Raw genomic sequence first — 14,039 nt, forward strand, 5'->3', positions numbered from 1 at the left:
CTTCCGATCTTCTCGGCGGGCTGCCGCTGTCCGGACCGGTCGACGCACGAGGGCCGGTCGACGAGGGTGTCGCGCGGTATGGACACCACGCTGGCCGCGGTGCGGCCCTTGTGGACGTGGACCAGCATCGCCGTGTCCGCGCGGGCCCCGCCGTCCGCCGCGCCGCCGCCGAGCCGCTTGTTGCTGCCGCCGGAGCGGCTGTCGGAGCCGAGCACGAGGATGTCCTGCGACCCGTTGTCGGTGTCGGCGGGGCGCGCGGAGCCGAGGACGCGGTCGATGTCGATGCTCTCGATGTTGCCGTTGAGCTGCGTGTACACGTAGCCGAGTCCCGCGCCGCCGAGCGCCACGACGGCGGCGGCGCTCCAGGCGGCGGCGCGCAGCGCCCGCTGCCGGGGGGTGCGGGGCCTGCGGCGGCGGCCCTTGCCCCCGCCGCGTGTTTTCGCGCGCCCGGTGCCGGGCCTGCCGGGGTTCTCCTCCGGTATGCCGGGCGGCGGCGTGCTCTCGGCTGACATCTGGATCCTCTGGGCCTCTCGGTTGGACGGTGTACCCGTGCCGGGCGAAGCCGAAAGATTCGCACACGGGGGGTGTGCGCTCCGTGCCCGGACGACCACCGGCCCACCCGCCGCGCGGCCGCGCGCACCGCCTCCCACCTGCGCGTTCCCGCACCGGATCGCGATCACCGGCGGCGCGCCCGCTGTGGGGAAGCTCTCGCGCCGCCCCTGCGGTCCCGGGGGTGGGAAACCGCGCCGGGCTCGTGCCCGCGCACGGCGAAGGGCCGCCCCGCGCGATGCGCGGGGCGGCCCTTCGACCGCCGGTGGTGTGCCGGCGCCGTCCTCAGTCGCCGCTGGGGTTCGGCGTGTTCTTCTGGATCATCATCAGGAACTCGGCGTTCGACTTCGACTGCTTCATCTTGTCGAGGAGCAGCTCGATGGCCTGCTGCTGGTCCAGGGCGTGCAGCACGCGCCGCAGCTTCCAGACGATCGCCAGCTCCTCGGCGCCCAGCAGGATCTCTTCCTTACGGGTGCCGGAGGCGTCGACGTCGACGGCCGGGAAGATGCGCTTGTCGGCGAGCTTCCGGTCGAGCTTGAGCTCCATGTTGCCGGTGCCCTTGAACTCCTCGAAGATCACCTCGTCCATGCGGGACCCGGTGTCCACCAGCGCGGTGGCGAGGATGGTCAGCGAACCGCCGTCCTCGATGTTGCGCGCGGCGCCGAAGAAGCGCTTGGGCGGGTACAGCGCCGTGGAGTCGACACCACCGGACAGGATGCGCCCGGAGGCCGGGGCGGCCAGGTTGTAGGCGCGGCCCAGTCGGGTGATCGAGTCCAGCAGGACGACCACGTCGTGGCCCAGCTCGACCAGGCGCTTGGCGCGCTCGATGGCGAGCTCGGCGACGGTCGTGTGGTCCTCGGCCGGGCGGTCGAAGGTCGAGGAGATGACCTCGCCCTTGACCGACCGCTGCATGTCGGTGACCTCTTCCGGACGCTCGTCGACCAGGACGACCATCAGGTGGCACTCGGGGTTGTTGCGGGTGATCGCGTTGGCGACCGCCTGCATGATCATGGTCTTACCGGTCTTCGGCGGGGCCACGATCAGACCGCGCTGGCCCTTGCCGATCGGCGACACGAGGTCGATGATCCGCGTGGTCAGCACGCCCGGGTCGGTCTCCAGGCGGAGCCGGTCCTGCGGGTAGAGCGGCGTCAGCTTGTTGAACTCCGGTCGGCCGCGGCCGTGTTCGGGCGCCATGCCGTTGACGGAGTCCAGGCGGACCAGCGCGTTGAACTTCTCGCGGCGCTCGCCGTCCTTCGGCTGACGGACCGCGCCGGTGACGTGGTCGCCCTTGCGCAGGCCGTTCTTGCGGACCTGGGCGAGGGAGACGTACACGTCGTTCGGGCCCGGCAGGTAGCCGGAGGTCCGGATGAACGCGTAGTTGTCGAGGATGTCGAGGATGCCCGCGACGGGGATCAGCACGTCGTCGTCGGCGACCTGCGGCTCGGCGATCTCGTCGCGGCCACGGCGGCCACGGCGGTCGCGGTAGCGGCCCCGGCGGCCACGGCGGCCGCCCTCGAAGTCGTCGTCGTCCTGCTGCTGCTGACGGTCGCGGTCACGGCCCTGGGCGCCGCCGCCCTGCTGGTTCTGCCGGCCGCCCTGGCCGCCGCCCTGCTGGTCGTCGCCCTTGCGGCGGTCGCCGCGGTCACCGCGGTCGCCGCGCTCACGGTCACCGCGGTTGCGGTTGCGGTCCCGGTCGCGCGTGCGGCCCGAACGGCCCTCGGCGTCGGCGGAGTCGCCCCGCTCGCCCTGCGTCCGGTCGCCGGTGTCCTGCTTGGTTTCGGTCTTCACGTCGTTCTTGTCACCGCGCGCGTCGCTCTTGGCACTGTCACTTCTGCCACGGTCGCCCTTGTCGGCGGCCGGAGCCTCGGCCTTGGCCTCGGCGGTGACGGTCTCGGGGCTGCCCGCCTCGGCGGTGGCGCGGCGACGGCGGCGCTCGGCCGGCTGCTCGTCGCTCTTCGGCTCCTGCTCGGCCTCGGTCTTCGCGGCCTCGGCCTTGGGCGAGGGCTGGCCGGGGATCTGCGCCTTCTCGGCGGCCGACTCCTCACCCGTACGGGTGCGCGACGTGGTGCGGCGCTTGGGCTTCGCCTCGCTGTCGGTACCGGACGCGGCCGCCTTGGCGGGGGCGCCCCCGGAGGCCTGGGCCTCCTTGATGACCTCGATCAGCTGGCTCTTGCGCATCCGCGCCGTGCCCCTGATGCCGAGGCCGGAGGCGACCTGCTGCAGTTCGGCCAGCACCATGCCCTCGAGGCCGGTACCGCGACGCCGCCGCGAGCCGGCACCGCTGGCAGGCGTGGAGGCGTCCGTGGCGGGCGCGGCAGCGGTCTCGTCGACACGTGCGCCCATCAGATCGGTGGTGTCGCTCACGAAGGGTCCTTCCCTGGAGCGGGCGTCGGCCTGTCTGGCTCGGCGACCGGTTGTGCTGTCCGGAATCGGTCCTGATCGAATGGACCGGTCCGGGGCGGTGGTCCGCAACAGCGGCGGAGGAAAACAACTGGTGATTGGTGGCGCTCCCCGCGACGGCGACGACGAAATTCGTGTCACGTGGCTCGGGCGCACCGGTTCCGGAGCGTGCCCTGGGAGCTGCTCAGTATTCGCGTACGGGTTGCTGCCCGCGTACTACGTACCGTACGAAACACAGTGCGGCTTGGGAGACTCCCGGAAGAATGTCTGTCCCGGACGGGGACGTGAAGCACCTCGCCACGCTCGGGTGGTCGGGTGCGGACTTGACATTAACACTACCGGATCCCACAAACATTCCCCCTCTCCACATCCGGCAATCGCCTGAATGCGCGCTCGTACACATCCCCGGTCACTGCTTATCCGGGAACACGGCCGTTCATGCGGCGGCCGCCAGCGGCAGCACGCTCGCGCCCGACAGATCCAGGCCCAGCCGGTTCGCGGCCCAGCCCTCGCCCGCCGACATCTCCACCTTCTGGGCCGTTTCCTCGCTGGCCAGCGCCAGTACGGTGGGGCCCGCGCCGGAGATCACGGCGGGAATTCCGTCGGCGCGCAGCCGCTCCACCAGGGCGGCGCTCTCCGGCATGGCCGGGGCGCGGTATTCCTGGTGGAGGCGGTCCTCGGTGGCCGGCATCAGCAGCTCGGGGCGCCTGGTGAGGGCCTCGACGAGCAGCGCGGCACGGCCGGCGTTGGCGGCCGCGTCGACATGCGGGACGTTGCGCGGGAGCAGACCCCGCGCGGTCTCGGTCAGTACCGGCTTTCCGGGAACGAAAACCACCGGAACGATGGAATCCGAAGGCTCGCTGCGGACGGCGCGGCCGACGCCGCCCTCCATCCACGCAAGGGTGAATCCGCCGAGCAGGCAGGCGGCGACGTTGTCGGGGTGGCCCTCGATCTCGGTGGCGAGTTCCAGCAGCGCGTCGTCGTCGAGACGGTGCTCGCCGCCTATGGTCACCGCGCGGGCGGCGACGATTCCGGCGCAGATCGCGGCGGAGGAGGAACCGAGGCCACGGCCGTGCGGAATGCGGTTGGCGCAGACGATTTCCAGCCCGCGGGGCTGCCCGCCGAGCGCGTCGAACGCGGCGCGCATCGAGCGCACCAGCAGGTGCTTCTCGTCGCGCGGCAGGTTGTCGCTGCCCTCGCCGGCGATGTCGATGTGCAGTCCGGAATCGGCCACCCGGACGACAACGTCGTCATAGAGCCCCAGCGAAAGACCCAGGGCGTCGAACCCCGGTCCGAGATTTGCGCTGGTTGCGGGCACGCGCACGCGGACGGCGGCGGCTCGGAAGGCGGGACCGGCCATCGCTGGATGACTCTCCTTGACTGCAGGACGCTGGAAGACGCGGGACTTCGCGGGACGCGAACGCGTCGGAACCGAGCACGGCATATGCGGCGGGCTGGTTCAGTACAGACTATCGAAGGATGCTTCCCCGGCGACATAGGGCGCACAGGAGGCGCACGGTGCGTGTCGATTCACGCCAACTCCCCGCCGGGGCGGGGACGGGACGAGCGACGGGCCGGGCGGCGGCGCCGACGGGGCGGCACCGGCGGCGGGGCGGCACCGGACGAACCGCCTGGCGGGCACCGGACCGGCGGCGGTGCGGGCACCGGCCGCCCCGGTACAGGCGCGGGGCGGGGGAACGTCGTGCGACGCTCCCCCGCCCCGTGCCCACCGTTTCCGGGCCGGGTGCCTCAGACGAGGCCGAGCCGCTCCGCCGCCGCGGCGGCGTCCACCGGCACGACCTCCGGGCGGGTCGGCGCGCCCATGACCGCCCAGTCGGGGTCCTTGAGCCCGTTGCCGGTCACGGTGCACACGATCCGCTGGCCCGGGTCGACCAGGCCGGCCTCGGTCGCCTTCAGCAGACCGGCCACCGACGCCGCCGACGCCGGCTCGACGAAGACGCCCTCCTGCGAGGCCAACAGCCGGTACGCCCGCAGGATTTCACGGTCCGTCACCTCGTCGATCAGGCCGCCCGAGTCGTCCCGCGCCGCCTCGGCGTACTCCCAGGACGCGGGGTTGCCGATCCGGATCGCCGTGGCGATGGTCTGCGGGTCCTTGACGACCTCGCCGCGCACCAGCGGCGCGCTGCCGGACGCCTGGAAGCCCCACATCCGCGGCTTGCGCGTGGCGAGCCCGTCCGCGGCGTACTCCCGGTAGCCCTTCCAGTACGCGGTGATGTTGCCCGCGTTGCCCACCGGCAGCACGTGCACGTCGGGGGCGTCGCCCAGCATGTCCACGATCTCGAAGGCAGCGGTCTTCTGCCCCTCGATCCGCACCGGGTTCACCGAATTGACCAGCGCCACCGGGTAGTTGTCGGACAGCGACCGCGCCAGCGTGAGGCAGTCGTCGAAGTTGCCGTCGACCTGGAGGATCTTCGCGCCGTGGACCAGCGCCTGGCCCATCTTGCCGAGCGCGATCTTCCCCTGCGGCACCAGCACCGCGCACACCATGCCGGCGCGCACCGCGTAGGCGGCGGCCGAGGCCGACGTGTTGCCGGTGGACGCGCAGATGACCGCCTTCGCGCCTTCCTCCTTGGCCCGCGTGATCGCCATCGTCATCCCGCGGTCCTTGAACGAACCCGTCGGGTTCGCACCCTCGACCTTGAGGTGTACCTCGCAACCGGTGCGCTCGGAGAGCACCTGCGCGGGCACGAGCGGCGTACCGCCCTCGCGGAGCGTCACGACCTCCGTCGTGTCGGAGACCGGAAGCCGGTCCCGGTACTCCTCGATGATTCCGCGCCACTGGTGAGTCTGAGTCATGACTCCGCCTACTCTCCTTCGACCCGCATGATGCTGGCGACGCCCCGGACGGTGTCCAGGCCGCGCAGCGCCTCGACGACCCCGCTGAGCGAGGCGTCGGACGCACGATGGGTGACGACGACGAGGGAGGCCTCGCCGTCCTTTCCCTGCTGACGCACGGTGTCGATCGACACTCCGTGCTCGGCAAAAACAGTGGCCACCTGGGCGAGCACGCCCGGCTTGTCGGCGACGTCCAGGCTGATGTGGTACCGCGTGACCACCTCGCCCATCGGCGACACCGGAAGCGCCGCGTACGCGGAGTCACCGGGACCGGTGGCCCCGGCCAGCCGGTTGCGGCAGACCGCGACCAGGTCGCCCAGCACGGCCGAGGCGGTGGGCGAACCACCCGCGCCCGGCCCGTAGAACATCAGCTGCCCGGCCGCCTCGGACTCCACGAACACCGCGTTGTACGCGCCGCGCACCGAGGCGAGCGGGTGGGTGAGCGGGATCATCGCGGGGTGCACCCGCGCGGTGACCGAGCCGCCGTCCGCCGCCCGCTCGCAGATGGCGAGCAGCTTGATGGTGCAGCCCATCTCCTTGGCGGAGGCGAAGTCCGCGGCGGTCACCTCGGTCATGCCCTCGCGGTACACGTCGTCGAGGAGGACCCGGGAGTGGAAGGCGATGCCGGACAGGATCGCGGCCTTGGCCGCGGCGTCGAAGCCCTCGACGTCGGCCGTCGGGTCCGCCTCGGCGTACCCCAGCGCGGTCGCCTCGTCCAGCGCCTCCTGGTAGCCGGCGCCCGTGGTGTCCATCTTGTCGAGGATGAAGTTCGTCGTGCCGTTGACGATGCCCAGCACTCGGTTGACCTTGTCGCCGGCCATCGACTCGCGCAGCGGCCGGATCAGCGGGATGGCACCCGCCACCGCCGCCTCGTAGTACAGGTCCCGGCCCTGCTCCTCGGCCGCCGCGTGCAGCGCCGCGCCGTCCTGCGCGATGAGCGCCTTGTTCGCGGACACCACGGAGGCGCCGTGCTGGAACGCGGTGGTGATCAGCGTCCGGGCCGGCTCGATCCCGCCGATCACCTCGACGACGACGTCGATGTCCCCCCGTTTGACCAGGGCGGTCGCGTCGGTGGTGACCAACGAGGGGTCGATCCCGGCCCGGACCCTGTCCGGACGGCGGACGGCGACACCGGCCAGCTCCACCGGCGCGCCGATCCGCGCGGCGAGGTCGGCCGCGTGCGTCGTCATGATGCGCGCCACCTCTGAGCCGACCACTCCACAGCCCAGCAGCGCCACCTTCAGCGGACGCGTACGCATCATCCGACCTCGTTTCCTCATACCGGTCAACGGTTGTCCAGTCTCAGGCACCGGACGGAAAAATCTTCCATTCGTCCGGATCCTGAGACCCAGGTTTCCGGGATCTTCCCGGGTTTCCAGCGGCTTTTCCGCCGGACGTCCTCACTTCACCCGACGTCACCCGACGTCGAGACGGAGCAGGTCCTCCTCCGTCTCACGGCGGACGATCACCCGGGTGTCACCGTTCCTGACGGCGAGCACCGGCGGGCGCAGCACGTGGTTGTAGTTGCTCGCCATGGAGCGGCAGTAGGCGCCGGTGGCGGGCACCGCGATCAGGTCACCGGGCGCGAGGTCGGCCGGCAGGAACGCGTCCCTGACCACGATGTCACCACTCTCGCAGTGCTTGCCGACCACGCGGGCGAGCATCGGCTCGGCGTCGCTGGTCCGCGAGACGAGGGCGACGGAGTACTCGGCGTCGTAGAGCGCGGTGCGGATGTTGTCCGACATCCCGCCGTCCACCGACACGTACGTCCGCAGCCCGTCGAGCGGCTTCAACGTCCCCACCTCGTACAGCGTGAAGGCGGTGGGCCCGACGATCGCCCGTCCCGGCTCCACGGAGATCCGCGGCACGGCCAGCCCGGCGCCCTCGCACTCGCGGGCGACGATCTCGCCGAGCGACTTGGCGATCTCGTGCGGCCCCTGCGGGTCGTCGTCGCTCGTGTAGGCGATGCCCAGGCCGCCGCCCAGGTCGATCTCGGGCAGCTCGACCCCGTGCTCGTCGCGGATCTCGGCCAGCAGCCCGACGACCCGCCGCGCGGCGACCTCGAACCCGGCCATGTCGAAGATCTGCGACCCGATGTGGCTGTGGATGCCGGCCAGCTCCAGCCCGTCCAGCTTCAGCGCCCGGCGCACCGCCTCGGCGGCCTGCCCGCCGGCCAGCGGGATGCCGAACTTCTGGTCCTCGTGCGCGGTGGCGATGAACTCGTGGGTGTGAGCCTCGACGCCGACGGTGACGCGGATCAGCACCTTCTGCCGCACCCCGTGCGACTGGGCGACGTGGGCGACCCGCACGATCTCCTGGAACGAGTCGAGCACGATGTGCCCGACCCCGACGGTCACCGCCCGCTCGATCTCGGCGAGCGACTTGTTGTTGCCGTGGAACGCGATCCGCCCGGCGGGCATCCCGGCGGCCAGCGCGGTCGCCAGCTCGCCGGAGGAGCAGACGTCGAGGTTCAGCCCTTCCTCGTGCAGCCACCGCACCACGGCCTTCGACAGGAACGCCTTGCCGGCGTAGTACACGTCGGCGCCCTCGCCGAACGCCTCCCGCCAGGCGCGGGCGCGCGCCCGGAAGTCGTCCTCGTCCATCACGTAGGCCGGGGTGCCGTGCTCCCGGGCGATCTCCCGGACGTCGACCCCGCCCACGCGGACGGCGCCGTCCTCGTCACGCGTCACCGAGCCCGCCCAGACCTTGGGGTCGAGGGCGTTGAGGTCGGTGGGCGGGGCGGTGTAGTGGCCCTCGGTGAGGACGTCGGCGTGACGGGGCCCTGCGGGGTGTGCGGAACGGCTCATGTCTGCGTCTCTGCGTCTCTCTTCGGCTCCGGCCGGCTTCTGTCTCGCCTGGTCAGAGATGTTCGGGTGCGTCGATGCCGAGCAGGTCGAGGCCACCGGCCAGCACCGTCCCGGCGGCTTCGGCGAGCGCGAGCCGGGCACGGTGGGCGGCCGAGGGTTTCTCCTCCCCCGTCGGCAGCACCGGGGCGTACGTCAGGAACTCCAGCGTGGCGTCGGCGACCGTCACCAGGTGCCGGGCCAGCCGGTCCGGGGCGTGGTCCCGGGCGGCCCGCGCGAGGACGCGGGGGTGGTCGGCGAGGGCGCGGAGGAGGGGGGCGGCGGGGGCGGTACGCGCCGCGGCCACCGCGTCGGTGCCTGCGTTGCCGTCTGCCTCGGTGTGTACGGGGGCGTCCGTGTGGCGGTTCACGGCGGCGTCCGTGGGGCTACTCACGGGGCGGTTCACGGGGGCGTCCGTGGCGCTGCTCAGGGGGCCGTCCGTGGGGCCGGGCTCGGCGGTGAAGCCGAGCTGCGCGGCGTTGCGCGCGGTGGCGCGGGTACGGGCGTGCGCGTACCGGACACGGAACAGGGGGTTGCCCTCCCGCTGCACCAGGTGCTCGCCGCCAAGGCTCGGTCGATCGTGCGGCGCGGGGTGCAGCAGCGCCCAGCGGGCGGCGGCGGGGCCGAGGGGGGCGGGGTCGCCGGGGGCGGGGACGGGGCGGATGTCGACGGGGGCGGGGCGCGGGGTGCGGGCCGCGTGGGCGGCGGGCGCCGCGGGCTCCTCGTGTGCGGCAGGCGCCGCGTGCTCCACGTGCGCCCGGCCGCCCTGGGCCTCGATCAGCCGGGCCGTGACCTCGGCGACGACCTCGGCGCGGATCTCGCGGGGAACGCGCAGGGTGACCGTCCGGCCGGCGAGCCCGTCCCCGTGGCCGTAGCGCGGGCCCTGGGCAACGATCCGGCGGACCTGCGCCACGTCGGCGTCCCCAGCCAGGCTGATGTTGAGGAACCCGGGCCCGGTGACGGCGACGTCGCGCACGCCACTCGCCCGCAGCAGGCGGGTGCGCAGCACCTCCGCCACCTCCGCGGCGGGGCGCCCCGCGGGCCGCGCCAGCCGCAGCGCGACGTTGGTCGCGTAGTCCCCGCAGCCCCCGGGGCCGGGCGGGGCGACCTTGACGGTCTCGGGCACGGCCACCGTCAGCTCGCCCTCGTCCACGGCGGAACGCACCGCGTGAAGCACGGTGTGCGAGAGCTCGACGGGGGTCACGTGGACCAGATTAGGGGAGCCGGGGCGGGGTAGGTCGACCTGATTCAGCGGGGTCCCGCCATCCGGACAACCCGTGTCCCCTTTGGGTGTGCACGTCTCAGTTTCCGCCGCTTGACGAAGCCCGCCGCGCCCTCTCCATCAACCCCCGCACCACCCCGACGAGTTCGGCCGGCTCGAACGGCTTCGCCACGAACGCGTCGACCCCGACGTCCAGCCCCGCCTCCACCTCGGGACGGCTGCACGCGCTCACGATGGCGAGAGGCAGATCACGCGTCCCGGGATCCGACCTCAGCCGCGCCGCCGTCCCGAGCCCGTCGAGCCGCGGCATCACGACGTCCAGCGTGACGACGTCCGGGCGCACCTGATGGATCACTTCAAGACACTCGGCACCATCGGCCGCGGTCACCACCTCGAACCCTTCCAGCTCGAGATTGACCCTGATCAGCTGCCGGATCACCTCGCTGTCGTCGACGACAAGGATCCGGCCGGAAGCGCCCGCCACAACTAGAGAGTAGGCACGGGGTGCAGCCCCCGTCCCGGTTTTCCGCACTTCCGCCCGTACCGGACAGGACACGGAGTGCCTCCACCCACCACCAGGCGCCCTGTCGAAACCCGTTCACGACCACCCGCGATCAGCTGGTAGTGTTCTACCCGTCACCGCAACGAACGCGAACGCGGACGACACGCCCCCGTAGCTCAGGGGATAGAGCAACGGCCTCCGGAGCCGTGTGCGCAGGTTCGAATCCTGCCGGGGGCACCTTGTATGAGGTGCCAGGAAGCCCCGCCACCAGCGAAAACGCTGAGGCGGGGCTTTTGCGTGCGTCCGGTGCGAGTGCAGCCGTGTGCCGCCGGAAGTGGCCCTGCGACAGGGTCTGTGGACTATTCGTGGACAGGGCCGGTCAGCGTTTCCGCAGGTCAACTGCTGAATTTCCGACGGCCCGTGGCCGAGCACGAAGCGCAGCGAGCCCCCCGGGGCCACCGGGGGGCTGATGTGGGTGAGGGTCTGCGGGTGTCCCAGGGCACACCGCGGACCTCAGTCGTACTCGCTGAGCAGCCTCTCGATCCGGCTGTTCGCCACCTCCTGGCGCCCGTCGAGGCACTTCGCGTACCGGCCCAGCAGCACCTCCACGGAGTTGCCCGCCCGTTCCGCCACCTCGGTCGGGTCGACGCCGGCGTTGAGCCAGGTCGAGAGCGCGGAGTGGCGGAGGTCGTACGGTCGGGCCGCCAGCGGTGAGGCGGCCGCAGCCGGGGGCAGCGCCAGGAGGCGGGCCTCCTGCCAGACGCGGTAGTACGTCGACGAGGGCACGACCGACCCCTTCTCCGTGAAGAACAGCCGCCCGTCCGCAGCCGTGCCGAACGTCTCCAGGTGCTCCCGGAACTCCGCCACCAACTGCGGCGGCAGCGGCACCCGGCGCACCTCCTCGACCGGCCGGTTCTTCAGGCCGCGGTCGTCGTGCGTCTCCCCCGAGTCGGTCCACTGCCTCCCCGCCGTGGGTCGGGTGCGGTGCAGGGTGGCACTCCCCCACCCCTGAGCCGGGAGCACCAGGTCGCTCTCCGAGAGCCCCACCGCCTCGGCCGGACGCAGGCCGCCGTAGTACATCGCGGCGAAGAACCCGACCAGGCGCCGGCCCCGAGCCCGGCGGTACCCCCCGACGTACGACACTGCGGCCAGCAGATTCCGCGCCTGCACCGGGTTGGCGACCACCCGGGGATCCACCTCCCCGGACACCTTCGGCTTCTGCCACCGCACGGCCGTCACCGGGTTCTCCTGGAACTCACCCAGATCGACGGCGTAGTTGATCGCGTTGACGAAGGTCCGCCGCTTCCGTCGCACGGTCTCGGCCGCAGCGGCCCTCCCGTCCAGCTTGAGCTTCAGCGAGTCAAGGACTGCCCGCGCGGTGGCGGGCTCCGCCAGCTCGGCGAGTGGGCGGGATGCCTTGGCAACCCAGCGCAGGACGTTGAGCACGTCGTCGGGAACGTCGTCCCGGGCATCGGGCCCGGGCAGCACGAAGGCCCAATTGCGCAGGGCCCGCCGGATCTCCGTGTCCGTCGGCCGCCCTGGCCGCTCGGTGAGGAAGCCGAGGGTGACCGAGGCCAACGCCTCGTTGATCGCGTCCCTGGTGTTCGGGGCGGCGTGTGGCCACTTCATCGCCAGGTACCGCAAGGCGAACTCGTACCAGGTGAGCGACGGCTTCTTCTCGTCCATCGAGGCCGGGAGGCCGCTCTCCGTGTCGAACTCCTCGCCCTCCCGCGTGGCCCACAGCAGCTTGGTCCGGAAACTCTCCGCGAGGCCCTTCGTGCGGAACTGCTCGGAGAAGACCTTCCCCGCCACGCGCCAGCGGACGTCGTACGAGCTCTTCTGGGTCGCGCGCTTGCGGATGCCCCAGACCTTCACGTCCAGCGACTTCATGCCGACTCCAGTTGCCGCAGCCAGGTCATGAAGTCGCTCCGCCACACCCGCAGCTCGCCGTTGGGCAGCTTGAAGGCGGCCGGGCCGTTGCCGAGCTCGCGCCAGCGGTAGAACGTCCGCCGCGAGATTCCTCCCAGTTCGGCGAGGACCTGCGGGACGGTCATCAGCTCGTCTTTCACGGTCACGCTCCCTTCTGGGACGACGCGGCGAGTTCTTCGCGGGCGGTGCGTCGGTTGAGGGCGATGCCACGGGCGATGGTGGCGGCGAGGACGGATTCGCCGGGGCTGTGGCCGTGGCCGGCGTAGCGCCAGTCGGCGAGGACGAGGGTGGTGTCGGGGTCGCGGTCCTCGAGGCCGAGGGCGGCGTGTTCCTGGGCGGAGCGGTAGTCGGCGCGGGCCTGGCGGAGGACGCCGAGGGTGGTGGAGTAGCGGCGGGACTTGGAGCTGAAGTGGCCGCGGAAGCCGAGCATGTGGGCCCAGGCCCACAGACGGCGGTCGGGGTAGAGGGGGTCGAGGGTCTTGCAGGCTGTGATGAGGCGGCGGGCGTGGGGCGGGACCTGGTGGCGGTCGAGCTCGCCGAGTTCGCCGATGCGGCGGTCCAGGGTGCCGGTGGTCTCGGCGGCCTTGGTGGCGTACTTGGCGATGTAGGAGGCGACGGCCTGCTCGGTGACGTCGTCGGTGTCGTCGCCGAAGGCGTGGATGGAGCGGACGTCGAGCTGGGCGCCCCACTGGAAGTGGCGCTCGGGCCGGTCGGCGGCGGGCGGGAGGGTGACGGTCGTGTAGGGGTGGGCCGCTGCGGCCTTGATCGCGGCGGTGAGGAGTTCGGTCGTGGCCCAGGCCGGAGGTCGGCTTCCTGGTCCTGCGGGGCCGTCGAGCCGGACCACGGCGTGAAAGTGGACGGCTCCGCGTTTCTGGAACTCGGCGACCTTGGCGTAGGACAGCCGCAGGTACTCGGGGAGTTCGCGGCGGGTGATGCCTGCGGCGAGGGCGAGTTCGCGGCGCAGGCGGTTGGTGAAGCGGTGCCAGAGTTGGCCGGCCAGGTTGTTGAAGAGGACGGCACCCTCGTAGTCGTAGCGGTCCGGGTGGAGCGGCGTGCCCAGGGCCGGGTCGGTTTCGGTGTGCTGAGTGCCGCAGCGGCAGCGTCCGGAGGCGGGCCGGTTGTGGACCGGGCCGAAGGACGGTGCGGTGAGGGTGAGGAAGACCCGAGGTCCTTCGCGGACGGTGGCCGGGATGGCGCGGCGGTCATCTCCGGCGAGGCCGGCGCGGATGAGGTGGAAGGTGTCGCCCGCGTAGGTCCAGGCGCAGGAGGGGCAGCGGGAGGCCCTCCGGTTGCCGCATGCGATCCGCAGACGCCCGCCCGGCTCGGCGTCGGTCGAGTAGCGGTGCAGGGTGTCGCCGCTCGTCTTGTCCTGGGTGGCGGTCCAGCCGGACAGGTGGATCGGGTTCGCGCAGCCTCCGGTGCGGTGGACCTGGTCGCGCCAGCGGTCGAAGCCGTCGGCCGATGCCACGCGGAGCAGGTCGCCGAGGGTGAGGGTGTCGAGGTCGCTAGGCACGGACCGTCTCCTGTCGCTTCGAAGTGACAGGGGTGCGTCCGGCTCCGCGGCAGGCAAGGCAGGGCACTGCCTTGGTACGCAGGAGTCCGCGGCGATCCCGGCCTGCGACGGTGACGGCCACGGCGGCGAATCCGTCACATGCTCGGCAGATGCGCCACGCCGGGTGGGACGAGTACGTCATGCTTGGTGGTCCTTCCGGATCTCTCGGTTAGGTAAGGGACGGCT

Annotated in this window: 11 protein-coding genes and 1 tRNA gene; 1 reads left to right on the forward strand and 11 read right to left on the reverse strand. The window is 72.1% G+C overall.

All coding sequences use genetic code 11. The features are described 5' to 3' along the window. From GBN72_RS09265 to GBN72_RS09300, 8 genes are all read right to left on the reverse strand, one after another. Positions 1-512 (reverse strand): LCP family glycopolymer transferase (locus GBN72_RS09265; protein ID WP_174887098.1); only part of this gene is annotated, 512 nt, incomplete at its 3' end. Between the two features lie 322 nt (positions 513-834). Further along, on the reverse strand, positions 835-2,913 hold the full coding sequence (rho, locus tag GBN72_RS09270; RefSeq protein ID WP_151771231.1) for a transcription termination factor Rho: 2,079 nt from the start codon (positions 2,911-2,913) through the stop codon (positions 835-837). A gap of 472 nt (positions 2,914-3,385) precedes the next feature. After that, the gene (gene thrB / locus GBN72_RS09275; RefSeq protein ID WP_151771232.1) at positions 3,386-4,309 is read right to left on the reverse strand and encodes a homoserine kinase; all 924 of its coding nucleotides are present in this window, start codon (positions 4,307-4,309) and stop codon (positions 3,386-3,388) included. A gap of 389 nt (positions 4,310-4,698) precedes the next feature. Beyond that, entirely contained in the window at positions 4,699-5,766 is a 1,068-nt protein-coding gene (thrC, locus tag GBN72_RS09280) for a threonine synthase (protein WP_151771233.1), read from the reverse strand. A gap of 8 nt (positions 5,767-5,774) precedes the next feature. Continuing rightward, the gene (locus GBN72_RS09285; RefSeq protein ID WP_151771234.1) at positions 5,775-7,067 is read right to left on the reverse strand and encodes a homoserine dehydrogenase; all 1,293 of its coding nucleotides are present in this window, start codon (positions 7,065-7,067) and stop codon (positions 5,775-5,777) included. 153 nt (positions 7,068-7,220) lie between these two features. Beyond that, the gene (gene lysA / locus GBN72_RS09290) at positions 7,221-8,612 is read right to left on the reverse strand and encodes a diaminopimelate decarboxylase (protein WP_151771235.1); all 1,392 of its coding nucleotides are present in this window, start codon (positions 8,610-8,612) and stop codon (positions 7,221-7,223) included. 52 nt (positions 8,613-8,664) lie between these two features. Beyond that, on the reverse strand, positions 8,665-9,852 hold the full coding sequence (nrtL, locus tag GBN72_RS09295; protein WP_151771236.1) for an ArgS-related anticodon-binding protein NrtL: 1,188 nt from the start codon (positions 9,850-9,852) through the stop codon (positions 8,665-8,667). 97 nt (positions 9,853-9,949) lie between these two features. After that, complete coding sequence (locus tag GBN72_RS09300; protein WP_151771952.1) at positions 9,950-10,402, reverse strand: response regulator transcription factor; 453 nt, start codon at positions 10,400-10,402, stop codon at positions 9,950-9,952. Between the two features lie 135 nt (positions 10,403-10,537). Here GBN72_RS09300 and GBN72_RS09305 point away from each other — a divergent pair. Continuing rightward, positions 10,538-10,609, forward strand: a tRNA-Arg gene (locus tag GBN72_RS09305). Between the two features lie 276 nt (positions 10,610-10,885). On the opposite strand, the gene GBN72_RS09310 is transcribed toward GBN72_RS09305, so the two are convergent. Genes GBN72_RS09310 through repSA form a run of 3 tightly spaced genes read right to left on the reverse strand, consistent with a single transcriptional unit; the run spans position 10,886 to position 13,814 of the window. Continuing rightward, positions 10,886-12,262: a tyrosine-type recombinase/integrase gene (locus tag GBN72_RS09310; protein WP_151771237.1), complete on the reverse strand. Its 1,377-nt coding sequence runs from the start codon at positions 12,260-12,262 to the stop codon at positions 10,886-10,888. Further along, positions 12,259-12,426 (reverse strand): helix-turn-helix transcriptional regulator, encoded by a 168-nt coding sequence (locus tag GBN72_RS09315; RefSeq protein ID WP_164540593.1) that lies wholly within the window; start codon positions 12,424-12,426, stop codon positions 12,259-12,261. Before GBN72_RS09315 ends, GBN72_RS09310 begins: the two co-directional genes overlap by 4 nt. A 17-nt stretch (positions 12,427-12,443) precedes the next feature. Then, the gene (gene repSA, locus GBN72_RS09320; protein WP_151771238.1) at positions 12,444-13,814 is read right to left on the reverse strand and encodes a replication initiator protein RepSA; all 1,371 of its coding nucleotides are present in this window, start codon (positions 13,812-13,814) and stop codon (positions 12,444-12,446) included. Positions 13,815-14,039 lie beyond the last annotated feature (225 nt).

The organism is Streptomyces abyssomicinicus (assembly GCF_008974245.1).
GTDB classification, from domain to species: Bacteria; Actinomycetota; Actinomycetes; order Streptomycetales; family Streptomycetaceae; genus Streptomyces; species Streptomyces abyssomicinicus.

What these genes read in the sequence shown, in the direction of transcription:
- thrB (WP_151771232.1), bottom strand. Translation starts at nt 4,309, where the DNA reads ATGGCCGGTCCCGCCTTCCGAGCCGCCGCCGTCCGCGTGCGCGTGCCC.
- thrC (WP_151771233.1), bottom strand. Translation starts at nt 5,766, where the DNA reads ATGACTCAGACTCACCAGTGGCGCGGAATCATCGAGGAGTACCGGGAC.
- GBN72_RS09285 (WP_151771234.1), bottom strand. Translation starts at nt 7,067, where the DNA reads ATGATGCGTACGCGTCCGCTGAAGGTGGCGCTGCTGGGCTGTGGAGTG.
- lysA (WP_151771235.1), bottom strand. Translation starts at nt 8,612, where the DNA reads ATGAGCCGTTCCGCACACCCCGCAGGGCCCCGTCACGCCGACGTCCTC.
- GBN72_RS09310 (WP_151771237.1), bottom strand. Translation starts at nt 12,262, where the DNA reads ATGAAGTCGCTGGACGTGAAGGTCTGGGGCATCCGCAAGCGCGCGACC.
- GBN72_RS09315 (WP_164540593.1), bottom strand. Translation starts at nt 12,426, where the DNA reads ATGACCGTCCCGCAGGTCCTCGCCGAACTGGGAGGAATCTCGCGGCGG.